General features: G+C 64.3%; 28 protein-coding genes. 11 read left to right on the plus strand and 17 right to left on the minus strand.

All coding sequences use genetic code 11. The annotated features are described in order from the left end of the window. Positions 1–11: 11 nt before the first annotated feature. Together BLR26_RS19280 and BLR26_RS19285 are read right to left on the minus strand one after the other, a co-directional pair. A complete protein-coding gene (locus BLR26_RS19280; protein WP_093384263.1) occupies positions 12–515 on the minus strand; it encodes a GNAT family N-acetyltransferase in 504 nt (167 codons plus the stop codon). Between the two features lie 120 nt (positions 516–635). Next, positions 636–1,049: a RidA family protein gene (locus tag BLR26_RS19285; protein WP_093384267.1), complete on the minus strand. Its 414-nt coding sequence runs from the start codon at positions 1,047–1,049 to the stop codon at positions 636–638. Between the two features lie 145 nt (positions 1,050–1,194). Between BLR26_RS19285 and BLR26_RS19290 the strand changes: the two genes are divergently transcribed. Together BLR26_RS19290 and BLR26_RS19295 are read left to right on the plus strand one after the other, a co-directional pair. Then, entirely contained in the window at positions 1,195–1,620 is a 426-nt protein-coding gene (locus BLR26_RS19290; RefSeq protein ID WP_045201295.1) for an SUKH-3 domain-containing protein, read from the plus strand. A 90-nt stretch (positions 1,621–1,710) separates the two neighbouring features. Continuing rightward, a complete protein-coding gene (locus BLR26_RS19295) occupies positions 1,711–2,040 on the plus strand; it encodes a hypothetical protein (RefSeq protein ID WP_093384271.1) in 330 nt (109 codons plus the stop codon). Here the strand turns inward: BLR26_RS19295 and BLR26_RS19300 are convergent. Further along, entirely contained in the window at positions 2,015–2,485 is a 471-nt protein-coding gene (locus tag BLR26_RS19300; RefSeq protein ID WP_093384276.1) for an NUDIX hydrolase, read from the minus strand. The two genes, BLR26_RS19295 and BLR26_RS19300, sit on opposite strands and share 26 nt — an antisense overlap. Before the next feature lie 57 nt (positions 2,486–2,542). Here BLR26_RS19300 and BLR26_RS19305 point away from each other — a divergent pair, with 57 nt between their 5' ends. Continuing rightward, positions 2,543–2,968, plus strand: coding sequence for a GFA family protein (locus BLR26_RS19305; RefSeq protein ID WP_093384280.1), 426 nt, complete (start codon positions 2,543–2,545; stop codon positions 2,966–2,968). 31 nt (positions 2,969–2,999) lie between these two features. Continuing rightward, positions 3,000–3,392: a lysozyme inhibitor LprI family protein gene (locus tag BLR26_RS19310; RefSeq protein WP_093384283.1), complete on the plus strand. Its 393-nt coding sequence runs from the start codon at positions 3,000–3,002 to the stop codon at positions 3,390–3,392. A 4-nt stretch (positions 3,393–3,396) separates the two neighbouring features. Here BLR26_RS19310 and gstA read toward each other — a convergent pair whose 3' ends face one another. The 10 genes from gstA to BLR26_RS19360 form a co-directional block, all read right to left on the minus strand. Further along, on the minus strand, positions 3,397–4,008 hold the full coding sequence (gstA, locus tag BLR26_RS19315) for a glutathione transferase GstA (RefSeq protein WP_093384287.1): 612 nt from the start codon (positions 4,006–4,008) through the stop codon (positions 3,397–3,399). 97 nt (positions 4,009–4,105) lie between these two features. Then, positions 4,106–5,017, minus strand: a complete 912-nt coding sequence (locus tag BLR26_RS19320; protein ID WP_093384292.1) for a LysR family transcriptional regulator — start codon at positions 5,015–5,017, stop codon at positions 4,106–4,108. A 99-nt stretch (positions 5,018–5,116) separates the two neighbouring features. Next, positions 5,117–6,253, minus strand: coding sequence for an AAA family ATPase (locus tag BLR26_RS19325; RefSeq protein WP_093384295.1), 1,137 nt, complete (start codon positions 6,251–6,253; stop codon positions 5,117–5,119). Between the two features lies 1 nt (position 6,254). Then, a complete protein-coding gene (locus BLR26_RS19330) occupies positions 6,255–7,124 on the minus strand; it encodes an RNA ligase family protein (RefSeq protein WP_093384299.1) in 870 nt (289 codons plus the stop codon). A 401-nt stretch (positions 7,125–7,525) separates the two neighbouring features. Continuing rightward, positions 7,526–8,872: an MFS transporter gene (locus BLR26_RS19335; protein WP_093384303.1), complete on the minus strand. Its 1,347-nt coding sequence runs from the start codon at positions 8,870–8,872 to the stop codon at positions 7,526–7,528. Between the two features lie 72 nt (positions 8,873–8,944). Next, positions 8,945–9,877, minus strand: coding sequence for a 3,5-dioxohexanoate:acetyl-CoA acetone transferase (locus BLR26_RS19340; protein WP_093384313.1), 933 nt, complete (start codon positions 9,875–9,877; stop codon positions 8,945–8,947). Between the two features lie 59 nt (positions 9,878–9,936). Then, the gene (locus BLR26_RS19345; protein ID WP_093384317.1) at positions 9,937–10,725 is read right to left on the minus strand and encodes an SDR family oxidoreductase; all 789 of its coding nucleotides are present in this window, start codon (positions 10,723–10,725) and stop codon (positions 9,937–9,939) included. Continuing rightward, complete coding sequence (locus BLR26_RS19350) at positions 10,722–11,441, minus strand: GntR family transcriptional regulator (protein ID WP_045201285.1); 720 nt, start codon at positions 11,439–11,441, stop codon at positions 10,722–10,724. Before BLR26_RS19350 ends, BLR26_RS19345 begins: the two co-directional genes overlap by 4 nt. Positions 11,442–11,528: 87 nt before the next feature. Then, on the minus strand, positions 11,529–11,984 hold the full coding sequence (locus BLR26_RS19355; RefSeq protein WP_093384321.1) for a GNAT family N-acetyltransferase: 456 nt from the start codon (positions 11,982–11,984) through the stop codon (positions 11,529–11,531). 55 nt (positions 11,985–12,039) lie between these two features. Continuing rightward, positions 12,040–13,428 carry an MFS transporter gene (locus BLR26_RS19360; protein ID WP_093387591.1) on the minus strand — a complete coding sequence of 463 codons (1,389 nt, stop codon included), beginning with the start codon at positions 13,426–13,428 and terminating at the stop codon, positions 12,040–12,042. A 123-nt stretch (positions 13,429–13,551) separates the two neighbouring features. On the opposite strand from BLR26_RS19360, the gene BLR26_RS19365 reads away from it, so the two are divergent. Next, positions 13,552–14,448 (plus strand): LysR family transcriptional regulator, encoded by an 897-nt coding sequence (locus tag BLR26_RS19365; protein WP_045201281.1) that lies wholly within the window; start codon positions 13,552–13,554, stop codon positions 14,446–14,448. Positions 14,449–14,601: 153 nt separating this feature from the next. Next, positions 14,602–15,837: a DUF1835 domain-containing protein gene (locus tag BLR26_RS19370; protein WP_093384324.1), complete on the plus strand. Its 1,236-nt coding sequence runs from the start codon at positions 14,602–14,604 to the stop codon at positions 15,835–15,837. A gap of 25 nt (positions 15,838–15,862) precedes the next feature. Here the strand turns inward: BLR26_RS19370 and BLR26_RS19375 are convergent, their stop codons facing one another. Beyond that, a complete protein-coding gene (locus BLR26_RS19375) occupies positions 15,863–16,612 on the minus strand; it encodes an SDR family oxidoreductase (RefSeq protein ID WP_093384328.1) in 750 nt (249 codons plus the stop codon). A 151-nt stretch (positions 16,613–16,763) separates the two neighbouring features. On the opposite strand from BLR26_RS19375, the gene BLR26_RS19380 reads away from it, so the two are divergent. The 3 genes from BLR26_RS19380 to BLR26_RS19390 all read left to right on the plus strand — a co-directional run bounded on the left by BLR26_RS19380 (position 16,764) and on the right by BLR26_RS19390 (position 17,772). Then, on the plus strand, positions 16,764–17,099 hold the full coding sequence (locus BLR26_RS19380) for a hypothetical protein (protein WP_038994655.1): 336 nt from the start codon (positions 16,764–16,766) through the stop codon (positions 17,097–17,099). 175 nt (positions 17,100–17,274) lie between these two features. Then, positions 17,275–17,586 carry a hypothetical protein gene (locus BLR26_RS19385; protein WP_093384338.1) on the plus strand — a complete coding sequence of 104 codons (312 nt, stop codon included), beginning with the start codon at positions 17,275–17,277 and terminating at the stop codon, positions 17,584–17,586. Between the two features lie 3 nt (positions 17,587–17,589). Then, the gene (locus BLR26_RS19390; protein ID WP_045201277.1) at positions 17,590–17,772 is read left to right on the plus strand and encodes a DUF1289 domain-containing protein; all 183 of its coding nucleotides are present in this window, start codon (positions 17,590–17,592) and stop codon (positions 17,770–17,772) included. A gap of 4 nt (positions 17,773–17,776) precedes the next feature. Here the strand turns inward: BLR26_RS19390 and BLR26_RS19395 are convergent, their stop codons facing one another. Then, the gene (locus BLR26_RS19395; protein ID WP_093384343.1) at positions 17,777–18,688 is read right to left on the minus strand and encodes a LysR family transcriptional regulator; all 912 of its coding nucleotides are present in this window, start codon (positions 18,686–18,688) and stop codon (positions 17,777–17,779) included. A 126-nt stretch (positions 18,689–18,814) separates the two neighbouring features. Between BLR26_RS19395 and BLR26_RS19400 the strand changes: the two genes are divergently transcribed. Both BLR26_RS19400 and BLR26_RS19405 read left to right on the plus strand, forming a co-directional pair. After that, the gene (locus tag BLR26_RS19400) at positions 18,815–19,555 is read left to right on the plus strand and encodes an SDR family NAD(P)-dependent oxidoreductase (protein ID WP_093384348.1); all 741 of its coding nucleotides are present in this window, start codon (positions 18,815–18,817) and stop codon (positions 19,553–19,555) included. A 19-nt stretch (positions 19,556–19,574) separates the two neighbouring features. Beyond that, entirely contained in the window at positions 19,575–19,784 is a 210-nt protein-coding gene (locus BLR26_RS19405) for a tautomerase family protein (protein ID WP_093384351.1), read from the plus strand. A gap of 38 nt (positions 19,785–19,822) precedes the next feature. Here the strand turns inward: BLR26_RS19405 and BLR26_RS19410 are convergent, their stop codons facing one another. Both BLR26_RS19410 and BLR26_RS19415 read right to left on the minus strand, forming a co-directional pair. Continuing rightward, entirely contained in the window at positions 19,823–20,917 is a 1,095-nt protein-coding gene (locus tag BLR26_RS19410; RefSeq protein ID WP_093384356.1) for a carboxylate-amine ligase, read from the minus strand. Next, the gene (locus BLR26_RS19415; RefSeq protein WP_093384359.1) at positions 20,914–21,864 is read right to left on the minus strand and encodes a methyltransferase; all 951 of its coding nucleotides are present in this window, start codon (positions 21,862–21,864) and stop codon (positions 20,914–20,916) included. The genes BLR26_RS19410 and BLR26_RS19415 overlap by 4 nt, the downstream gene beginning before the upstream one ends. Positions 21,865–21,868 lie beyond the last annotated feature (4 nt).

Consider the following 21,868-nt stretch of genomic DNA (forward strand, 5'->3'; position numbering starts at 1 on the left):
CGACCTGGCTGTCAGTGCAAGGCCCGGGTCACGAGGAAGTTCACCAGCTCCGGCTCGTCGTCCAGTTCGATCGAGCGTACCGGCCGCGGCAACTTGTCGAGCACCGCGCGCCAGAAGGCATGGGCGGTTTCGTCCTGGTCGTAGTAACGCACCAGCCACTGGTTCTGCCCGCTCGCCAGCACCTGGCTGGCCAGGGCGCTGGCGATGCCCTTGCGCCGGTAGCGCTTGAGGATGAACAGGTCGGCCAGCTCCAGGGCGTCGAGGTCCGGCAGCTCGCTGCGTTCGATCAGCAGGAAGCCGGCGATGTAGCCGTCGACCAGGATCAGGTTGGCGCTCCACTGCGGCTCTTGCCAGTAGCGTTGCAGGTGCTCGTCATGCACATAGAAGCGGCCATCGACCTCGACGTCTTCCTGTTCCCAGTCCGACGACTCGTAGGCGTAAAACTGGTAGAGGTTGCGGATCAGCTCGATCTGCTCGGGGCCGGTTTGCAGGAGCTCGACAGTGAGGTCGCTCATGGCTGGACCTCATACAGCGGAAGAATCGACGGCATTGGTATCTCGATAAGTGAACGAACAGCGCGTTTTGCGGGCGCTATTGTTTACAAAAGCCGGGGCCAATGCCATCGCTAAAACATGTCACCCGGCAGCTAGCGCGGCGACCGCGTCGATTTCGATCAACATGCCGTCGAGCGCCAGGCGCGGCACCGGGGTCAGCGTGCAGGTCGGGGTCATGTTGCTGCCCCAGGCCCGCTTGGCCTCGCTACCCCAGATACGCAGCCTGGCCTCGTCGTGGTCGACGATCAGCAGGGTCAGCTTGAACACATCGGCCAGGCTTGCGCCTCTGGATGCCAAGGCGATCTGCAGATTGCCCAGGGCCTGGCGTGCCTGCTCGGCAAAGTCACTCGACAAGCGGCCTTCAAGGTCTTCACCACCCTGCCCGGCGATGTACAGCAGCCGGGCATTGGCGGCGACTTCAGCCACATGGGAGTAGGCATTGGCGCTGGGATCATAGAGGCCTTCGGGGTTGGACAGGTGGAAAGCTGCGGTCATGGTGCTGCTCCGAATGATGGGAGCGGCGAGTATCAAACCTCGACTTAAGTAGAGGTCAAGCCTGATGTTGCCAGCGCTGCGCAGGGGGCAATGATGACTGGCGTGTTAATCTGGCCCCTCGCACGGATTCGACCAGAGAGCAGACATGCCAATCGACCTACCTGACACCCTACGCCCACTGTTCATTGCCGCCGGATGGCCGGCCAACAACCCGCTACCGGCCAGTGTGCCGGCGAACCATCCGGCGGCCACGCTGCTGCTGAGCCTCAACGGCCTTTGCGTCGGCCACTGCGGCGCCGGTGAAGAATGCGCTGCCGGCGACATCGAGTTCAGGGCCAAGCCCGCCCTGCACGACGACAAAGTCATCGTTAGGATGCAACACAAGCTCAACACCACCCTGGTGTGCATCGGCGATGTCCACCACGGCCATGGCGCGCTGTTTGTCGACAGCCAGGGCGCCTGCTACCTCATGAGCCAGGTTCACGATGCCTTCTGGCTGCTGGGCAGCACCTTCGTCGTTGCTGCAGAAAGCCTGCTGCTGGGCCGTCAGCCACAAGCGCAACTGCTGTGAAATTCAGGCGCAAATAAGGCAAATTGCTGGCCCCCTGCTAGCCGCTTCGTTGGCAAACTCGCTTTCTTTTCAGCAAGTTAGGTAGGTGCTATGCGGGCTTATGGATTAACCCTGGCAGCGTTTTTTCTGCTCGCCCTCCCGCTCGGTGCCCAAGCCAAGGCCCTGGGCAACAATGACCGCTACATGTGCAGTTGGGGTTCGCAGATTGCCGCCGGCGCGCAGCAGTCGAAGCTGTCCGGGGTGACCCTGTACGCCGCGCGCAAGCGCCTGCAGGTGCGTAAGTTCAACAAGCCGTGGATGCGCATGACCGCCATGGGCATCACCGAACAGACCTACAACAGCCAGTCACGTCTCAAGCCCGCAGCCATCAAGCAGACCTACTACGAGCAATGCGTCAGCCATGCGCTGGCGCGGCGCTGAACACCCCGGCCGACTCAAGGGTTTCAATCAGCCGCTCGGGCCACACTATGTCGGTGGTTTGCCGCAGTTCCTCGGCCGACCACCAGCGATGATCGGCCATTACCTCGACCTCCGAAGCCGTCCAGCCCTGGCGGCACAGCTGCTGGTTTTGCGCCTGGATCAGGTAGTACTGCTCGACCGACGTGACCCACTCGCCGCTGGGTAGCTGCATGGTAAAGCGCCGCTCGCTCAAGTGCGCGCCCACCGCGTCGACCTCGATGCCGGTTTCTTCGCGCAGCTCGCGAATAGCGGCCTGTTCGAAGTTTTCGCCCTCCTCCACACCGCCTCCGGGCGTTGCCCAGTAATCGTCACCGGCCAGCGCGCCGTTGCGATGGACGAAGCGAAACAGCAACACGCTGCGGGAGGGGCTGATGACTAACAGCCGGGCTGATTTACGTTCACGCATCGTGGTGTTCCTGTCCTTGGTTTATGATCGCGGGCGAAATTCTACCGGGCTCCAGGGATGAACAACGACAAATCTGCGCCGACAACCAGCGATTTTCACGGCAGCTGCCTGTGCGGCGCCGTCAGCTACCGCATCAACACCCCGCTAAAAGCCGTCAGCCACTGCCACTGCAGCCAGTGCCGCAAAGCCCATGGCGCAGCCTTCGCCACGTACGCCAGCGTGCCGGCTGCGGCCCTGAGCTGCAGCGATCCGCAGGGCATGTTGCAGGTGTTCAAGTCATCACCCACGGTCAGCCGCAGCTTTTGTTCAGGCTGCGGCGCGAGCCTGTTCTGGGCCAATGCCAGTGGCGAGTATCCGGACTGGGTCAGCGTTGCGCTGGGCACCCTGGATACGCCGTTCGAGCCTGCCCGGCAAAAACATGTGCATGTACAGTCCAAGGCCTGCTGGCTGGTGATTGGCGATACCTGGCCGCAACACCAATAGACTGAAATAACTTCAACGCAAGGACGCCCCCATGTATCGCTTGATTTATGCCGGTTTCAGCGTGCTGATGGTGTTGGCTACCCCGGCCCAGGCAAGCAGCCTGTGCCCCGGCGCCAACACCGAAGTGCAGATGCTTGAATGCATGCAGCGCTCGCTGAAAAAATCCGATCGGCAATTGAATCAGCTCTACCAGGAGCTGGTTACACGCTTCAAGGACGAGGGCGCGTCACCCGGGCGCCCGACCCAGGACGTGGCGCTGAAAAAAGCCCAGCGCACCTGGAATGCCTTTCGTGATGCCAGCTGTGAACTGGAGACGTATGAGTCGGTTGGCGGCAGCGGCTACGCCACCATCCATACCCATTGCCTGTTGAAGCAGACGCAAGCCAGAGTCCAGTACCTGAAGCGGATTAGCGGCATGCCTTGAAGGGTCAGACCGGTGCGCTGGCGTGCTCTGCGTGGACGGCGGCCTGCACCGCCGGCCTGGCCGCTACACGCTCGACATAACCCGCCAGCGCTGGCCATTGCGCTATATCGATGGCAAACACCAGCAACCAGCCCAGCACAGTGAACAGGTAGGCATCGGCGATGCTGAAAGCTCCCTGCAGGTAGTCATTGCTACCGAGCAGTTCGTTCAAATAACCCAGGCGCTTGAACAGCTTGTCGCCAAAGATCACCCTGGCCGCCTCCGGCAGCTCGGCATTGAACAGCGGTGCGCTGCCGGCATGGATTTCGGCGCTGATGAAATTGAGCAGCTCCTGCAGCCGCGAGCGCTCCCAGCTGCCGTTGGCCGGCGCCAATCCGGCCTCGGGCCTGAGGTCGGCCAGGTACTGGAGAATGGCCGGCCCTTCGGTCAGTACCTCACCATTGTCAAGCAGCAGCGCGGCCACGTAACCCTTGGGGTTGATGCTGCGAAAATCACGGCCATCGGCGCAGCGTTTGCTCTGGTTATTGACCCGTACCAGCTCGAATGGCAGGCCCAGTTCGCGCAGGATGATATGCGGCGCCAGCGAGCAGGCATTGGGGGCGAAATAGAGTTTCATCGGGCGTCTCCTGACAGGATCAAGAGGCGCAGGATCAACAAACGCCAGCGCCAGGTAAACTTAGAATTTCACCACCTGATCATTAGCTGCGCTTATGTCAGGCGGTGTGGTCCGCTACATCAAGCCCAACTTCGCCCATAGCCTTGTGCCCATGCTTGAGCAGCGCCTGGGCCGCAGGCGACGGCGGGTTTGCCGACGCACTGACCAAGCCGAAACGCCGGTAGATCGGCGGATGCAGGTCATACACGCGCATCGCACGCGGGTCCTTTGGCAACGTTGAGGCCGGCACGATCGACACGCCCATGCCCTCGCCTACCAAGGCAAACGCGGTGCGCCAGTCGCGCACCGTCAGGCGCACGTTGCTCAGGTGCAGCCCTGCCTGTTGCACCAGGCTCTGGCCATGCACATGACAGCCACCAGTGGCGACAATGAACGGCTCATCGACCAGCTCTGCCAACTCCACCGGGCTCAGGCTACCGCGCCTGGCCAAGGGGTGATCGAGCGGTATTGCCGCCACCCAGCGGTCACGCCCAAGCATCACCGGATCTCGGCTCGGCAGCGGGTTCATCACCACGCCCAGGTCGGTAGCCCCCGAAGCCAGCCAGCTTTCGACCTCCTCGTCGGTGCCCTCCAGGCAGATCACCTCGATACCCGGGTGCATGCGCTTGAAAGCCTGCAACAGCGGTGGCAACAGCGAGGCGAACAACGACGGGAAGGTCGCCAGGCGCACACGCCCAAGGTGGCAACCGCGGCTGGCGTCGACCAGGTGCTGGATCGACTCCAGCTCGGCGACCATGCGCCGGGCACGCACCAGCACCTGCTCGCCCAGCGCCGTCACGCAAGTGTGCGTGCGCTCGCGCACGAACACCTTTACCCCCAGCGCCGCCTCCATCTGGCTGATCGCCTGGCTGGCGCCAGACTGGGTGATGCCGAAGGCCTCGGCAGCGCGCGAGACATTGCCGGCATCGGCCACGGCGACCAGCAGCTTCCAGTGCATCAGGTTCATCATGATCGTGCTGTTCCCTGCATGGCCTTACATCGACATCGATCTTAGCGCCGTTGGTCAAGCGCACAAAGCCCGTCAACAGTGGCATTAATGCCCGCTGATTCACACCTGATACTCAAGCCGATCCGCTTCCACCGGCGTCGGCACTTCCCAGCGAAAGTACATGCGCTCGATGTCCTTGTTGCGCAGCGTGGTGTCGCGACGGGCGTTGCGGCGCATCAGCTCGCGCTCGCTCTGCTCCAGGTACACCAGGCGCACGTCGGCGTCATAGCTGTAGAGCAGGTCGAGGGTCTTCTTGCGCATCTGTTGCGACAAGTGCGTGCTGTTCCACACGAAGGGCTCACGGCGCCGTAGCAAGGTCTTGGCCTTGTCGATCGCGTACTGCGCCACCGGGCCTTTGTCACCATGGCTCAGGCCCAGCTCCTGGCGGGCATCGTCGAACGACACCACGGCCAGATCCGCTGCGTGCTGGTTGACCCAGGTGTCCTTGCCGCTGGCCGGCAGCCCCGCCAGCATGATCACCTGCGAGCCCTGCACCTCGCGGTACAGGCTGTACTGCGGCAGCACCGAGGCACCGCGAAAGTAGCAGCGCCGGGTGTAATCGTCGGCAAAGGCCTTGGGTCGATCCAGGCAGCCTTCGTCTTCGGCCAGCAGGCGAAATACTTCGATGTCATCGAGCAGCCCCTGCTTGCCGGCAAAGCCGCGGCCCTGCATATCGGCGCTGGCCACGGCGCAGAGCATCCACACCGGCAACTCCCACGACAGGCGATGAAGGATCTGCTCGGCCGAACGCCCGCTCTTGTCCCCGGCCAGGGCAAAGAACGGCAACTGGTGCACGCTGATGATCCGGCAGATGCTTTCGCGCAGCTCAAACGGCGCCCCGGCCTGCCACAACAGGATGCGCGCATCTACCGCGCCGCGGCGCGAATGCCCGGGCTGGCCGATCTTGCCGGTGACTTCATCGATCACCGTGCACGACGGCTTGGCGATGTCGTGCAGCACTGCAGCGTAAAACAGCACGAACTGCTGCTCTGGCGTGGCGCGTTGGTAGGCAGGGTCGGCGAGCAAGGCATCGACCACCATCATGGTGTGGGTCCAGACGTCACCTTCCTGGTGGTAGACCGGGTCTTGCGGGGTTGCCGCCAAGGCGCGCAGAGACGGGATCGCCTCGAGCAGTGCCGGGTAGTCGACCGCGCGGCCGGGGCCGGGCATCAGCGCTCGCAATGTGTTCATGTCCATATCATTCAACTCCTTGTTCGGCGGCCTGCAGGCTGGCCCAGGTGACCTGGGGCTCGGGCGCATACAGGTCGACACCGGCGGCCAGCAGGTTGGGGATGTAGGGCTGGCGCAGGTGGTGCTCATCGGCTTCGAGGATGGCCTGGACAAAGTCGTGGCGCACCCATTTGATCCGCCCGGTGGTGTGCTCGGCGGTTTCGATTTTCAGGTACAGGCCCTCCATCAGGTCAGAGCGGTCGCCCTGGTTCCAGGCCTTGGCAAAGTCCAGTTGTTGACGGGCGATGACCTCGGCAAACGCGTCTTTCCAGCGTTGCGACTTGGCCTGGGAATGGCCGACCAGGGCGAGCAGGTCCTTCAGCCGAGGCGGCGCGATGCCTTCGAACAGCACCGGTACCGACAACACCGGGCCGCCTGCAAGCAACTGCTGGCGCCGTGCGGTGGAGAGGAACACCTGCGTCTCGCGGTCCCAGATATCGAACTCGAAGAACAGGTGCGGGAGCTGGTCGTAGAACACGCTGTGGCGCTTGCTCATCACCTCGCCGAACAGCACGTAGCGGTCTTCCAGGTGCTCGAGCAGCCAGTGTTCATGGCAGGCCGCCCATTGCTTGAACTGGTTGAACTGGCGCTCGCGGCTACCGCCGGCCAGGTAATGGCCACGGGACTGCAGCAACAGCTCGCCGGCGGCAGAAAAACTGATCGCGGCATTGGCGCCGTCGAGCTTTTCCTCGACCACCAGGTACTGGCCCTTCAGTTCGCTGTAAGGCAGTTGGTCATGGTCGCTATCGCCCGATTGCAGGCGAGAACTTTGCAGGTGTGGGGTGCGCGGGTACTTGAACAGGTCGAGCTGCGCGAGCTCGCGGATATCGAGTGTCATGGGTCTTCTCCAAAAGGGCGAAAACCGACGACAGCGGGCAGGTGAAAGTGCGTGCGCAGGCAGGCACCAACAGGCTTAAACGTCCGTCGTCGGCATCAGGCGTGTTGGTTGGCGTGGGGCACTGGCTTCACCTAAATAATGAGGGGTGGTGGATCTGAGGGGGCGGATTGGAAACGAGATGGGGGTGGGCTGTCAAGCGCTGTGTTGTCTGGGATGGCCTCATCGCGGGTCAAGTCGGGTCGCCGCACCGCCGCTCCTACAGGTACTGCGCCCATCCTGTGGGAGCGGGTCTTGCCCGCGATCGAGCGCGCAGCGGTCGTAATCCAGTCAACACTTCATGTGCTGACTGCATTGGCCTCATCGCTGGCAAGCCAGCGCCCACAAATGTATCGGTGAAAACCTCAGGCAGATTGGCGCTGCGCGTCGTTGAGCGCTCCCCCCTTCGCGCGGTTACGCTCATGCCCCTGGCGCAAGCGCAGCGCCGCCAAGGCCGCCACCACCAGCACTACAGCGATGAACTTCAAACCGTTCACGGCATTGCCGGTGCTTTGCTCGATCATGCCCATCAGCGACGGCCCGAAGAAGCCGCCAAGCAAGCCGCAGGAGTTGACGAAGCCCAGGCCGCCCGCCAGCGCCGCACCTTTGAGGCGCGAGGCCGGATACAGGAAGATGATCGACTGGACCACAAAGAACATCAGCGCCGACAGGCAAAAGCCCAAGAGGCTGAGTACCGGCCCCGCCTGGGAGGCGATGGCCAGGCCCAGGGCCATGGTCAGCAAACCGCTGACCAGGATCCGTCGCGCCCGCTGCGCCGTGCTGGCAAACCGCGGCAGGACGATCGCCCCGGCCGCTGCCGCCAGCCACGGCAACGAGGTGAGAAAGCCGATCTGCAGCACGCTCAGGTCGCCGTACTTGCCGATAATCCCCGGCAGGAAAAAGATCACCGTGTAGATGGTGATCTGGTGGCAGAAATAGACAAAGATCGCCAACAGGATCTGCGGCGTCAGGCACTGCTTGAGCGAGTGCCCGCTGTGGCCGGCGCCCTCCTCGGCCTCGCTGGCCAGTTGGCGTTCGATCTGCTCGGCTTCAGCGCTACTCAGCCACGGCGCCTTGCTCGGCCGGTCGGGCAGCTTCTTCCACACCACGTAGGCGAAGAACACCGCCGGCAAGCCTTCGAGCATGAACATCCACTGCCAGCCATGCCAGCCCATCAGGCCGTCCATCTGCATCAACGCCGCGCCCAACGGCCCACCGATGATGTTGGCAAAACACACCCCGAGCAGGAAGTAGCCGGTAGCGCGGGCGCGCTGTTCGCGGCCGAACCAGTAGGTCAGGTAGAGCATCACCCCGGGGAACAAGCCGGCCTCGGCGATGCCCAGCAACAGGCGCAGCACGTAGAACGAAGTCTCGCCCTGGACGAAGGCCATGGCGGCGGAAATCAGGCCCCAGGTCACCATGATCCGGGCAATCCAGAAGCGTGCGCCGACCCTGTGCATGATCAGGTTGCTGGGCACTTCCGACAGCGCATAGGTAAGGAAAAACAACCCGGCGCCCAATCCGTAGGCGGCCGCGGAAATGCCCAAGTCAACATCCAGTTGATGCTTGGCCAGGGCGATGTTGGTGCGGTCGAGAAAGCTCAGCACATAGGCGGCGATCAGCAACGGCATGAGTTTGACGAACAGCAACCGGTTGAGGGTTGCAGGATCACGGGGCACAGTCAGTTCTTCGGGCGATCTTGTAATTGTCATGGCACGAATCTCTAGTGTGACGACAGCGATGGGAACATCCCCGGCCAGGCTCGGCCGGGGCATGCAGGCAAGCTAGAAATCGACTGCGTAGCGGCCTTTGAGGCTGAGCATTTCCCGCGCCTCGTCGGGGCTGGCGACACGCCCGCCGAGGGCTTCGATCACCGTGCGGATGCGCTTGACCTGCTCGGCATTGGACGCCGCCAGCTTGCCCGGGCCGTCCCACAGCGAGTCCTCAAGGCCCACGCGCACGTTGCTGCCCATGGCCAGGCCCATGGTGCCCAGGGGGATCTGGTTGCGCCCGGCGCCGAGGATCGACCACTCATAGTTGTCGCCAAACAGGCGGTCGGCGGTGCGGCGCATGTGCGCCAGGTCTTCGGGGTGGCCACCGATGCCGCCGCGCAGGCCGAACACCGACTGGATGAACAACGGCGCCTTGAGCAGCCCGCGCTGGAGGAAATGCGCGGCGGTGTACAGGTGACCGATGTCGTAGCACTCGATTTCGAAGCGCGTGCGGTTCTCGGCGCAAGCGCTGAGGATGTAGGTGATGTCGCGGAAGGTGTTGCGAAAGATGCGGTCGTCGCTCTCTTCCAGGTACGGCCGCTCCCAATCGTGCTTGAACTCGGTGAAGCGCTCGAGCATTTCGTACAGGCCGAAATTCATCGAGCCCATGTTCAGCGAGGCCAGCTCCGGCTTGAGCTGGGCCACCGGCTGCAGGCGCTCTTCAACGCCCATGGTCGGCGCGCCGCCGGTGGTGATGTTGATCACCACATCGCTCTGCGCCTTGATCTGCGGCAGGAACTGGCGAAACAGCTCGACGTCCTGGCTGGGCTTGCCGTCGAACGGATCACGGGCGTGCAGGTGAACGATTGAAGCACCCGCCTCGGCGGCACCGATGGCGGCGTCGGCGATTTGTTGCGGGGTGATCGGCAGGTGCGGCGACATCGACGGCGTATGGATGGCACCGGTGACGGCGCAGGTGATGATGACCGGGCGTTTCTTGGACATGCGTGTTCTCCGTTTTTATTCTTGGCGAGAAAGCAGTGCGGTAAAAGCGCAGGTACAGCTCAGAGGTATTCGACGTTGCCATCGACGCTGATGGCTTGCCCGGTGATGTTGCGGGCAGCTGGTGAGCAGAGGAACAAGGCGGTGGCGGCGACGTCTTCGGCAGTGACCATGCGCTTGAGGGAAATCTTCTTCAGGTACTCCTCGCGCATCAGCGCCTCGGATACCCCCACTTGCGCGGCACGGGCGCGAATCACCCCGTCCATGCGCGGCCCTTCGACGATGCCGGGCAGCAAGGCATTGACGCGGATATCGCTGTCGCCAAGCTCCGAAGCCAGGGATTTCATCAGGCCGACGATGGCCCATTTGGTCGCCGCGTACGGCGTGCGCCAGGCGTAACCGAGGCGCCCGGCCACCGAGGCGATGTGCAGCAGGTGGGCGTTGGGCGAGTCCTTGAGCAGCGGCACCGCGTGGTGGGCGAAGCGGTATTGCGCGGTCAGGTTGATGTCGATGGTGCGCTGCCAGTCGTCGTCGCTGATGGCGTCGATACCGGCGGTAGGCCCGGCGATGCCGGCGTTGTTGACCAGCACATCGAGGCCGCCGAACTGCTCGCGCTGAACCTTGAACAGCGCCTCTATCTGCGCCGCATCGCCGACGTCGGCGCGGGTGGCGACGCTGCCTGGGTAGCGGTCGCGAAACGCCGCCAGGGCTGACTCGCTGACATCACAGACATGCACCCGGGCCCCGGCTTCGATATAGGCCGCCGCCAGCACTTCACCGATACCGGCGGCGCCGCCGGAAATCAACACCCGCAGGCCCGGATACGGCGTCAGACGCTTGAGAACGCTCATGCTTTTTTCACTCCAGAAACAGACCGCGCGCGGTCGTTGTTGACCAGCAGGCGCGCCAGGGAGTCGGCGGCCTGCATGATGTCGTCGGTCACCGCCGCCCGCGCCGCCGCCGCATCGCGGTCGGCCAGGGCGGCGACGATGCGGTCGTGGGCTTGCATCGAGCGCTGCAGGTGGGCTTTGTCCGGGGCGACCAGGGCAAAGCACGGGCCCATGTGCAGCCAGAAGTTCTCCACCGCAGCGACGGTCAGTTCAGCCTGGGCCACGGCATAAATGCGCCGGTGAAAGGCAAAGTTGCCCCACAGGTAAGCCGGCACGTCGACCTTGTCGGCGGCGGCCTGCATCTGCACGCAGAGCTCGGTGATTTCAGCCAGGTCGGCATCGCCCAGATGGGCCACGGCCTTCTCGGCCAGCAAGCCTTCGAGGGCCACCCGCGCATCGCGGATTTCGCGCAGGCGTTCAGTGGTCATCACCCGTACCCGCAGGCGCGAGGTTTCAGTGACTTCAAAGGCATTTTCGGCGCTCAGGCGCTGCAGTGCTTCACGCACCGGCATGGGGCTGGAACCCAGCGCTTCGGCCAGGCCACGGATGGTCAGCTTCTGCCCGGGCTGAAAACGCCCGCTCATCAGCGCTTCGCGGATCTGCCGGTAGACCTGGTCTTGCAGGGTATCGCGGGACACCTGGCGCAGGGCCGGCAACAGGACGGGACGGTCGGTCATGGAAAAAGCCTGTGTTGTCGTTCTTGTGATACGAATATGTGATCACAAATCAAATATGTCAAATGATATTCGACGACAACCCCGTGCTCAACGCGGCACAGCGCGCTCCATGACGATGATCCGCTCCTCCCCCTCCATCACCTCGCGGACCTTGGCGTAGCCGAGCCGGGCATAAAACCCCTCTGCAGTGATTGATGACGGCACCCGCAGCACCATCTGCCCCGCTTGCCGGGCCAGGTTTTCAAGCGCCTGCATCAGCGCGCGACCCACGCCGGTGCCCTGCCCCCCTGGCGCCACAAACACGCTGCGCAGCACATTGCCTTGCAAGCTGGCAGTGGCAACCAACTGCTGGTCGAGCAGCGCCACCAGCACCTGGCGCTGCTCAAGCAAGGCCAGTATTCGCTCTGCAGTAAAGCTCTGCTCGACCTGGGCGATCAGCGCCGCCGAATAATCGGCGGCGTTGGTCTGCTGCAAGGACTGGATGATCACTGCGCTGATGGCGCTGGCGTCGGCGGGCGTGGCGGGGCGAATGTGCAGGGGCATCGGCTCGTTCCGTGAGTCAGGGTCGGGACGCCAGTGTGCCGTGTGTCAAAGCCGGCTAACAGCCTTGAGCCTCTGTTGAAGTGCTGCGAACCTTGCCAGGCAACGCCAGGGCGATCAGCACACCCAATAGCGCGATCCCGCCGCTGACCAGTACTGCACGCTGCAAGCCCAGCGCGTAACCTTGCTGCCAGGCTGCGCCGCTCAAGCCGTCGAGCCCCTGGTTGGCCAACCCCACCAGCAGCGCCAGGCCCAACGCCCCGCCAATCTGCTGGACGGTAGACGCCATCCCTGACGCCACGCCCTGCTCGGCCGCCGCAACCCCCTGCCCGGCGCACACCCACATGGCCGTCCAGGTCATGCCCTGGCCGATGCTGAGCAAGGCAATCGGCGCCAGCAGGCGGGCAAAAGCGCCATCCCCGGGCAACATCCAGCCGAGCCAGAGGATACCCAGGCCGCCGGCCAGCAAGCCGATAATCAAGGTGCTGCGCAAACCCAGGCGGGCCAGCGCCCGTTCGGCAATGCCGATGCCCAGGGTGCACACCAGGGTCGCCGGCAAAAACGCCAGGCCGCTGGCAAGCACGCTGTAGCCGTAGACCTGCTGGAAGTACAAGGCCAGGAAGTAGTACTGCACGCTGAAGCTGGCCATGAACACTGCGGTCAGGCCCATGGCCGCGCGAAGGCCCGGGGTGCGCAGCAGGCGCAGCGGCATCAACGGGTCGCGGCTGCGGGTTTCGATCACCACAAACACCGCCAGGCAGATGAGTGCGGCCGCCAGCACGGTCCAGAACAGCGGCCGTTGCCAGCCCCAGCTCGGCCCTTCGATCAGCGCCAGCACCAGCAGGCTGCCGCCGAGGGTGATGGTCAGGGCACCGGCCAGATCAAACGAGCGCCCCTGGGCCCGTGGCGGGTCGATCGGAATCCAGTAGCCGGCGGCCCAGGCGCAAGCCCCCGCCAGCGGCACATTGACCAGAAATACCGCCTGCCAGCCCAACCACTGGGTGAGGATGCCGCCGAGCAAGGCGCCGAGGGCCAGGCCCGCGGCCGAAGCGGCGCTCCAGATCGCCAGGGCGCGAGTGCGCGGCGCACCTTCGGCGTACTGGCTGTTGATCAGCGCCAGGGTCGCGGGGAACAGCAAGGCACCCGCCAACCCCTGCAGCGCCCGCGCCAGCACCAGGATCTCGGCCTGATGGGTCAGACCGCCGGCCAGCGAGGCGATGGCGAACAAGCCCTGGCCAAGCCGATACAGGCGCCTGCGGCCGAGCAGGTCGGCGGCGCGTCCGCCAAGCAGCAGGCAGCCGCCAAAGGCCACGCCGAAGGCGCTGATGATCCATTGCAACTGGCGCGGGCCGATGGCCAGGTGCTCGCCAATGGTCGGCAAGGCGACGAAAACAATGGTGTAGTCCAGGGCAATGATCAGTTGGGCGCACGCCAGCAACAGCAGCATCAATGCAGGGTGGCGCGGGGTGGGAGTCGACATGCGGGGCATCCTTGGCAAGAAGGCGCCAGTGTCTTTCATGCGCCAGGCATGATAAATACGCTGCCAGTTCTTTCAGTAATGACTTTAATCATGGATCTGAACACCGTTGCCCTGCTGCTCAAGGTCGCCGAGCTGCGCAGTTTTACCGCCGCGGCCGCCAGCACCGGCTTGACCCAGTCAGGCTTGTCGCGGGCAATCCGCCGTCTGGAAGAGCAACTGGGGGTCAAGCTGCTGCACCGCAACACCCGCAGCGTCAGCCTGAGCGCCGACGGCCTGCTACTGCGCGAGCGTTGCGCCCCCTTGCTGGCCGGCTTCGAGGAAGCCGAGCAGTTGCTGCTCGACCGCCGCTGCGAACCCAGCGGCACCCTGCGCCTGAGCCTGCCCTCGGCCTTTGGCCGGATCGTCATCCTGCCGCTGCTGGGCGAACTGACCCAACGCCATCCCCAACTGGTGGTGGATGCGACCATGACCGATCGCCTGGTCGACCTCGCCGAAGAAGGCTTCGACGCCGCGGTGCGCATCGGCCCGCTCAGCGATGTGCGCCTGGTGGCCCGGCCGCTGGCGCCGATGCACTGGGTGACCGTCGCCTCCCCCGCCTACCTGGCCCGCCACGGCATGCCGCAGACCCTCGAAGACCTGGCCCGGCACAACTGCCTGGTGGTGCATAACCCCTACCTCGGGCGCCGCGTCGACTGGCAGTTCGTCCAGGACGGCAAGCGGGTCGACGTGCAGGTCAGCGGGCAGCTGCTGTTCGATGTCGGCGACCCGCTGATCGATGCCGCGCTGCAGGGTTTCGGCATTGTCCAGGTGATGGATTTCGTCGCCCGCCAGGCCCTGGCCGACGGGCGTCTGGTACCGGTGCTGGAGCCGTTTTCCGGGCGCTGGCGTGAACTGGCATTGGTCTACCCGCCGTCGCGCCAGCACTCGCCGCGCCTGAAGGTGTTCAGCGACCTGCTGCAGGAGTGCTGGCCGCGCGCCTGGAGCTGACGATTGCCTTTTGCCGGGCGCCGGGCCTATAGTCGCAGCCGGCGTCAACCACGCCACCCGTCCGCGCAAAGGGCTGCGCCCAGGCTGTACACCCCACATTTTTGTCTACGACTCCCGGCCTGACAGCGGACAAGGCTCGCACAAGGAGTTCGTATGCCTGCTCGACTGTCGTCGCCGTCCCATGACGGGCGCATCAATCTTGAACAACAACGCAAGCGCGCCAAGGAGCTGCTGCAGCGCCTGCGCAGCGGTACCGCGCCCGAGCAACTGGCGCTACTCGGCCCTGCCTCACCGCGCCTGGCCGATGCCCAGTGGCTGATTGCCCGCGATCTGGGCTTTGCCAGCTGGCCCAAGCTCAAGGCGCATATCGACGCTATCGACTTTGCCGCCCGCCACCCGCAATTTATTGCCGATGACGAAGCCGCCACCCAGCATTGGCGCTGCGGCAACGACATCAGCCACAGCCTGCGCCTGGCCGGCTTTACCGGCGCCTTTCAGATGCTCAGCGACCCGCTGGTGATGGGCCCGGTGCGTGACGTGCCGACAGCGCCTTACCGCGCCCTGCGCAGCGACTACATCAGCCAGGCCTATGGCCTGGAGCTCGCCGAAGTACAGCGCAAGATGGACACCGAATACGCCGACCTGGCCCGCCTCGACGGCTGCCCCAGCGCGGTGCTCTGGTGCGAGGCGGATGCCTATGACCAGCTGTTTTTGATCCGCGTGCTGGCCGGCTTGGCCAAGCCGCCGCAGCGCCTGAAGCTGATCGAGATTGACAGAATGCCCGGGGTCGAGCGCTTTATCGGCATCGGCCAGTTGGCCCCGGACGTATTGGCCTGGTTGTGGCCGCAGCGCCGGGCAGTGGATGGGCCCATGCTGCAACTGGCGCGCGAGGCCTGGGCGGCGTATTGCGCCCCCTCGCCACTGGCCTGGGCGCAGTTGGCCCATCGCCAGGACCTGGCCCTGCCCTTGCTCGCCCCAGCGCTGCTACGCCAGTTGCAGGAGCTGCCGGGCGTGGACGACGGCCTGTCGCTGAGCGAACGCCTGGCGCTGCAGATCATCAATGAGTTCGGCGAGGTGCCGTTCGGCCGGGTGTTTGCCGAACTGATGGGCAAGCGCGAGCCACTGCCTTACCTGGGCGACATGATGTTCCATGCCCTGCTGCGCCCGCTGATCGATTCGCCGACGCCGCTGCTCATCGAAGCGCAGGCCGAGCTGGACTGGCCGCGCCGGCCCCTGAGCCTCACCCCGCTGGGCGAGCAGGTGCTGGCGGGCCAGGCCAACTGGCTTGAGCAGCAGGCCCCCGAGCGCTGGGTCGGTGGTGTGCCCCTGCTGCCCGGGCAAGGGCATTGGGCGCTGGGCAGCGACCTGTGGCCGGTGTGGCGCAGGTAAAGAAGTCAGGTCCCTGTGCAACGGCTCAGCGTTGCACGGCGGTGGTTTTCAACCAGGTCTGAAAGTGCAGCAAGCCAAGGATCGCACCTTCATCCGGGGTCAGTGAGCGGTCGTCGATCGGCGCCCCGAAATAGGTGGCCTCGGGGTCGGCTATCACCTCGCGGGCATCTTGATTGTGCTGCAGGTAGCTGCGCACGAAATCAGCCAGCGGCAGGCGATCAGGGCCGGCGATTTCGAGAGTGCGGTTGGCCGGCGCCTGCTCGGCAAGGTTGGCCAGGGCCACGTCGGATGAGGCCACCGGCTGCAACGCGGCGTTGGTCAGGCGCACGCGGTTGCCGTCGGCACCGGAATAAGCGACGGCGCCCATGAACTCGAAAAATTGCGTAGCGCGCAGGATGGTATAGGGCCTGCCTGAGGCCTTGATCAGCTCTTCCTGGGCCAGCTTGGCGCGAAAGTAGCCACTGTCCTGCATGCGCTCGGTGCCCACCACCGAGAGGGCGATGTGGTGCCGGACCTCGGCCTTTTGCTCGGCGGCCAGCAGGTTGCGCCCGGAGCTCTGGAAAAACGCCAGCACGGCAGCGTCGTCAAAGGACGGCGAGTTGGCCACATCGACCACTACATCGGTGCCCTGCAGCGCTTGCTCCAGGCCTTCGCCGGTGAGGGTATCGACGCCAGTCTTGGGCGAGGCGGCGAGCACCTTGTGGCCGTTGGCGCGCAGGTTGTTGCACAACTGGGTGCCGATCAGGCCGGTACCACCGATCACGACGATTTTCATGGCTGCTGCTCCGCGGGAGGGTCGCAACCCAGTATTTTACGCCGGGTAGCGGTAGGCCGTGCGCCAGCAGACGAGCGTGATCCTGGCTGATCCGGTAAAGTATGCGCCGCTCGAGAGATGGATCCCGGGCCAATTGTCATGGAGTTATGCAGTGAAAAACCTGAGCAAAGTTGTCGCCTGCGGCCTGTTCGTCCTGGCCCTGGCAGGTTGCACCGGCACCCCGATGAAAACCCAGCACTACAACGCCGACCAGTACACCGTGATCGGCCACAGCGAAGCCAGCGCCACCGGTCTGCTGGTACTGGGCGTCATTCCAGTGCGTCAGAACAGCCGCTTCGTGCGCGCCCAGAATGCCGCGATCAAGGCCAAGGGCGGCGACGCGATGATCAACACCCAGGTCCAGGAAAACTGGTTCTGGGCCTGGGTACTGACCGGCTACACCACCCGTGTCTCGGGTGATGTGGTCAAGCTGCACAACGTTCAGTAAGCCCCGCAGCCACCGGTGTAGGAGCGTGCCTGAACCACGACCGCTTCGCGCTCGATCGCGGGGCAAGCCCGCTCCCACAGGATTGGCGCAAGACCCGGCACCGCTGCGCCCAGTTCCGGGTGGCGCGCTCAGATAGCGTATGATCGCCTCTCCTCCCGCAAAGACCCTTACCGCCATGCCACTGAGCAAACGCGAACAGGCGCAGCTTGACCGCCGTCTGGTCGCCACCCTGACCGAAGCCTGCGAGACCGCCAAGGCCGAAATCGTCGGTTTTGCCTGGCTCACCCACCTGGTCGATTACACACGCTTCCCTTCCAGTTTGCAGGTGATCTGGGTTTTCGAAACCCGGGCTGCCAAGGAACACGCCCTGGCCAGCGGACAAGGTGAGCGGATGATCGAGCTGACGGCCTTGGCTTTGCAAGAAGCCGACGTCGAATTGCATCCGCTCGCACCTCACGTGCAGTTCGACATCGAACAGCGCGGCTGACACATGGCCAAGGACATCGAAAACCCCTGCATCGCCGTGTGCCAGTTGAGCGGCGACCTGTGCCTGAGCTGCGGCCGCAGCAAGGACGACATCCGCAAATGGAAGCGCATGAAACGCCCGGAAAAAATGGCTGCCGTGCAGCGCGCCAAGCAGCGGATGAAAAGCCTGAAAAAAGCCAAGGGCTAGCGTTTCAGCCAGCTGCATCCTGAATCAGGAAATCAATAAAAGCCCGCCCCCGCAGCGGCACATGCCGGGCGTGGGGGTAGAGCAAAATGAACGGCCGTGAGGTGCCGCCATAGGGCGCCAGCACTTCTTGCAACTGGCCTCTGTCGAGTTCCTGCTGCACGGTAAAGCGATACGCCTGCATCAGCCCCGCACCGCTTTTGACCAGTGTGGCGGTGGCCAGGAAGTCTTCCAGGCAGGTGATGCTGCCAGTCACCTCCAGCTCCACGCGCTTGCCCTCAAGCATGAACGACCAGGGCACCTTGCGCCCGCTGCTGGGCAGTTCGAACTGAATGCACTCGTGAGTGGCCAGCTCGTGCGGCGTCTGCGGTGTGCCCGCTGCACGCAGATACTCAGGCGTTGCCACGACCACCAGCTCGGCGTCTTCCAGACGCCGGGCGATCAGCCGCGAATCGGCAGGCTCGCGGCCACGAATGGCCAGGTCGTAGCCTTCGTCGGCAAAGTCGATGTTGCGATTGCTGACGTGAAGGTCGATCTGCACCTGCGGATACAGCTGGCGAAACCTGGCCAGTCTTGGTAGCAAACGATAGTGCGCATAGGGTGTCGGTACGCTGATGCGCAGCAGCCCCGACGGCACGGCCTGGCCGCCGCTAAGCGCACGTTCGGCATCCATCAGCTGGCTCAGGGCCTGACGGCATTGCTCATGGTAATTGCGCCCGCCTTCAGTCAGGCGCATCTGCCGGGTGGTGCGCACGAACAGGCGCACCCCCAGGCGCTCTTCCAGGCGCGCCACCGAACGGCTGACCGCTGCCGGCGTGACCCCGGCCAGGGTCGCCGCGCCGGTGAAACTGCTGGTTTCGGCAGCCAGGCAAAATAGCTCGATACTGCCCAGTTGAAGGTCATCGAAATGGCGGGTCATGGCGGCTCAATTGATTACACAAAGTATCAATTCAAATTCCATGCGCAGCATTTTTCAATAGTCGCTTGCAAATTAAAGTCTGCCTCACCTACCCGGCGACCCCGCCGGGCCCACTGGAGACCGACCATGCACACCGCCAAGACTGTCATCGTAACCGGCGCCTCGAGCGGCCTGGGTTTTGCCATCGCCAAGGCTTACCTTGAGCGCGGCGACAATGTCGTCGCCAACGCCCGCACCCTCGCCCGCCTGCAAGAGGCTGCCGCCAAGCTCGGCAACCCGGCCAGGCTGCTGCTGGTCGAGGGCGATATCGCCCTGCCGCACACGGCGCGCACACTGTTCGAGCAGGCCATCGACGCGTTCGGCAAGGTCGATATTCTGGTCAACAACGCCGGGATCTTCATCGCCAAGCCGGTCAGCGACTACACCCAGGCCGAGGTCGAAGCCATCGTCGACACCAACCTCAAGGGCTTCTTTTACCCGGCCCAGGCAGCGGCCCGGCACATGGCCGGCAACGGCGCCGGGCATATCATCAACATCAGTGCCTCGATTGCCCTGCAACCGAACATCAAGGTGCCGGCGCTGCTGCCGGTGCTGATCAAGGGCGGCATCAACCAGGCAGTCCGCGCCCTGGCCCTGGAGCTGGCGCCGTCACAGGTGCAGGTCAACGCCGTGGCCCCGGGGATCATCGATACCCCGCTGCATGGCGATGACCCGCAGGCCCGCGAAGCCCTCAAGGCCCTCGCCCCCACCGGGCAGGTCGGTTCGCCCAAGGATGTGGTCGATGCGGTGCTATACCTGACGGACTCGACATTTGTCACCGGTACGGTGATGGCCGTCGACGGTGGTTCGGCGACGGGAACCTGGTAAACACACAGAGGGAAAGAACATGCCGTATGTCCATATTCGCGTGACCGACGAAGGCGTCACCCGCGAACAGAAGCAGCAGTTGATCGAACAGACCACCGCGATGCTCGAGCGGGTGCTGAACAAGCCACCGTCGTCGACCTTCGTCGTGATCGAAGAAGTGAACACCGACAACTGGGGTGTGGGTGGCGAGACGGTGACGACGCTGCGCCAGCGAGAGAAAACAAAGTAGGCATCTGTCGCGACGCCTCGACTTGACCCGCGATGGCGTCAACACGATTTGACCTCTTGCAACAACCCCTGCACCACCGCCAACATCCCCTGCTGCGCCATCGCCAATTGCCGGTCGGCACTGCTCCCCTGAGCAACAATCACCTGCGCCCGGGCAAAGCTGCGATCACCGTCAACCCCCTGCAGCGCATCGGCAAACACCGCTTGCGCCCGCGCCAGCCACTGCCCGGCGCTACCCTGCCCTTCATCCTCCAGGCAAATGAACTGCCCATGGCGGCCATGGCGCATGGCCCGCCAGTAGTTCTCCCGGGCAAGCCAGTGGGCCTCGCGGCTCAGGTGCACGGTGGTACGTGGTTGCGCCAGATAATGCTCGACCATGCAGCGAAACAACCCGGCTATGCACAGCGCATCTTCAAGGTTCGGGCAAGCATCAGCGATGCGCAGCTCCACCGTCGGAAAGAGCCGCGACGGGCGGATCGCCCACCAGCCGTCATCACCCTCGCGCAACGAACCGGTGCGTCGCAACAAGGCCAGGTAGCGCTGGTATCCCTGCCAGTCGCTCAAGCGTTCCGGCAGGCCCATGTGCGGCCATTCCCCGCAGGCTACCTGGCGATAGCTCATGTAGCCGGTCACCTGGCCTTCCCAGAACGGCGATGAAGTACTGAGCAGCAACAGCAGCGGCAACCAGGGTAGCAACTGGTTGATAAGCTGGATGCGGTCGTGCCCGGGCGGCACCCCGACGTGCACATGCAGGCCGCACAACAGGCTGCGCCGGGCCACCTGCTGGTAGTCGGCGAACAACTGGCGAAAGTGTTCGTCGTCAGCAGGCTGCTGCTTGCGCCAGCCGCCCAGGGGATGACTGCCGGCGCTCAACAGGCCGATGCCTTCCTCGGCCAGTACCTGTGCCAGTTGCATGCGACTGCCGGCGAGAAACTCCCGGGCCTGGGCCAGGCTGCTGAACACTGGCGATGCCACCTCGATCTGGCCCTTGAACATCTCCTGGGCAAAGTGTGCGCCAAGCACCTGGCGGCACAGGTCGATCTGCGCCGCCGACGGCGCGGCGAGCATGCGCCCGCTGGCCAGCTCGACCAGCAGGTATTCTTCCTCGATGCCAAAGCCGCAGGGGCTGTTCATCGGCGGGTGACGCTCAAGGCCACAGCGCCGATGCGTTCGACCTGCTGGTAACCGGGCTCGAGCAGTTGTTCGCCGAACACGTCGGGGTCCAGTTCATGGTAGTGCCAGGCCCAGTCGGCGGACGCCAAAGGCGCTTGCAAGGCTGTCAGGAACGGGTCGCGACCATCAACCATGGCCACCCCGGTGTACAGCAGCAAGGTGCCGCCCGGCGCCAGGCGTGGCAGGGCTTGTTCAACGATCCGCAGCGACAGCCCGGCGCCCAGGGCGCCGCCACCATGCCGGTAGGCGCGCTCACTGGCGTCGAGCATGTACGGCGGGTTGGCGACAATCAGGTCGAAGCTGCCACTGATGCCCTGGAGCACATCGCTGTGCTCGACCGAGACGTTGGCCAGCTCCGCCAGGGCGACGTTGATAGCGGTCAGGCGCAGGGCCTGCGGGTTGATGTCCACGGCGCTGACCTGCGCATGCCGGCGGGCACGGGCGATCAGCACCGCGCCGACCCCGGCACCGCAACCGATATCCACGGCGTGGTTGATGCTGGCGAAACTCTGCTGCAGGTGGGCTTCGATCAACTGGGCAAAGCGATAGCTGTCCGGGCCGAAAAACACCGCGTCCGTGCTGTCGGTGGGAAAACCGGAATGAACGAAGAGCAAATCATGCAGGCTCGACCAGCGTACCCGGCTGCGCAGCAGCTGTTCATGCTCGTCGAGGATCTGCGCCCGTTGCAGCTGCGCCAGCTCGTCCGCTGACAGCAGCGCGGGCGCAAAGGGCCGGTTCCAGCCGAAAATATCGCGCAGGGTATGAGACTGTTCTGCACCCTCACGCTGGTTATTGCGCCACTGGGTCAAGGGCGTGACGCTGGTAAAGCGATAGCCATCGGCCAACAGCCGCCGCCCCAGTTGCAGCAAGGCCTGATCGGCCTGGCGTTGCGCCTCGGTCAATTGCATGGTC

Origin of the sequence: Pseudomonas sp. UC 17F4, from assembly GCF_900101695.1 — a bacterium.
In the GTDB taxonomy this organism is placed as follows: Bacteria; Pseudomonadota; Gammaproteobacteria; order Pseudomonadales; family Pseudomonadaceae; genus Aquipseudomonas.

Bases quoted from the DNA above. Each gene is read 5' to 3' on its own strand.
- BLR26_RS19360 (WP_093387591.1), bottom strand. From the start codon at position 13,428: ATGCTGCTGTTGCTGGCGTGCGCCCAACTGATCATTGCCCTGGACTAC.
- BLR26_RS19290 (WP_045201295.1), top strand. From the start codon at position 1,195: ATGCCAATCGACCTACCTGACACCCTACGCCCACTGTTCATTGCCGCC.
- BLR26_RS19310 (WP_093384283.1), top strand. From the start codon at position 3,000: ATGTATCGCTTGATTTATGCCGGTTTCAGCGTGCTGATGGTGTTGGCT.
- BLR26_RS19300 (WP_093384276.1), bottom strand. From the start codon at position 2,485: ATGCGTGAACGTAAATCAGCCCGGCTGTTAGTCATCAGCCCCTCCCGC.
- BLR26_RS19375 (WP_093384328.1), bottom strand. From the start codon at position 16,612: ATGAAAATCGTCGTGATCGGTGGTACCGGCCTGATCGGCACCCAGTTG.
- BLR26_RS19320 (WP_093384292.1), bottom strand. From the start codon at position 5,017: ATGATGAACCTGATGCACTGGAAGCTGCTGGTCGCCGTGGCCGATGCC.
- BLR26_RS19410 (WP_093384356.1), bottom strand. From the start codon at position 20,917: ATGAACAGCCCCTGCGGCTTTGGCATCGAGGAAGAATACCTGCTGGTC.
- BLR26_RS19335 (WP_093384303.1), bottom strand. From the start codon at position 8,872: ATGACAATTACAAGATCGCCCGAAGAACTGACTGTGCCCCGTGATCCT.
- BLR26_RS19390 (WP_045201277.1), top strand. From the start codon at position 17,590: ATGGCCAAGGACATCGAAAACCCCTGCATCGCCGTGTGCCAGTTGAGC.
- BLR26_RS19370 (WP_093384324.1), top strand. From the start codon at position 14,602: ATGCCTGCTCGACTGTCGTCGCCGTCCCATGACGGGCGCATCAATCTT.
- gstA (WP_093384287.1), bottom strand. From the start codon at position 4,008: ATGAAACTCTATTTCGCCCCCAATGCCTGCTCGCTGGCGCCGCATATC.
- BLR26_RS19325 (WP_093384295.1), bottom strand. From the start codon at position 6,253: ATGGACATGAACACATTGCGAGCGCTGATGCCCGGCCCCGGCCGCGCG.
- BLR26_RS19355 (WP_093384321.1), bottom strand. From the start codon at position 11,984: ATGCCCCTGCACATTCGCCCCGCCACGCCCGCCGACGCCAGCGCCATC.
- BLR26_RS19400 (WP_093384348.1), top strand. From the start codon at position 18,815: ATGCACACCGCCAAGACTGTCATCGTAACCGGCGCCTCGAGCGGCCTG.
- BLR26_RS19350 (WP_045201285.1), bottom strand. From the start codon at position 11,441: ATGACCGACCGTCCCGTCCTGTTGCCGGCCCTGCGCCAGGTGTCCCGC.
- BLR26_RS19405 (WP_093384351.1), top strand. From the start codon at position 19,575: ATGCCGTATGTCCATATTCGCGTGACCGACGAAGGCGTCACCCGCGAA.
- BLR26_RS19385 (WP_093384338.1), top strand. From the start codon at position 17,275: ATGCCACTGAGCAAACGCGAACAGGCGCAGCTTGACCGCCGTCTGGTC.
- BLR26_RS19365 (WP_045201281.1), top strand. From the start codon at position 13,552: ATGGATCTGAACACCGTTGCCCTGCTGCTCAAGGTCGCCGAGCTGCGC.
- BLR26_RS19395 (WP_093384343.1), bottom strand. From the start codon at position 18,688: ATGACCCGCCATTTCGATGACCTTCAACTGGGCAGTATCGAGCTATTT.
- BLR26_RS19285 (WP_093384267.1), bottom strand. From the start codon at position 1,049: ATGACCGCAGCTTTCCACCTGTCCAACCCCGAAGGCCTCTATGATCCC.
- BLR26_RS19345 (WP_093384317.1), bottom strand. From the start codon at position 10,725: ATGAGCGTTCTCAAGCGTCTGACGCCGTATCCGGGCCTGCGGGTGTTG.
- BLR26_RS19305 (WP_093384280.1), top strand. From the start codon at position 2,543: ATGAACAACGACAAATCTGCGCCGACAACCAGCGATTTTCACGGCAGC.
- BLR26_RS19340 (WP_093384313.1), bottom strand. From the start codon at position 9,877: ATGTCCAAGAAACGCCCGGTCATCATCACCTGCGCCGTCACCGGTGCC.
- BLR26_RS19330 (WP_093384299.1), bottom strand. From the start codon at position 7,124: ATGACACTCGATATCCGCGAGCTCGCGCAGCTCGACCTGTTCAAGTAC.
- BLR26_RS19295 (WP_093384271.1), top strand. From the start codon at position 1,711: ATGCGGGCTTATGGATTAACCCTGGCAGCGTTTTTTCTGCTCGCCCTC.
- BLR26_RS19415 (WP_093384359.1), bottom strand. From the start codon at position 21,864: ATGCAATTGACCGAGGCGCAACGCCAGGCCGATCAGGCCTTGCTGCAA.
- BLR26_RS19280 (WP_093384263.1), bottom strand. From the start codon at position 515: ATGAGCGACCTCACTGTCGAGCTCCTGCAAACCGGCCCCGAGCAGATC.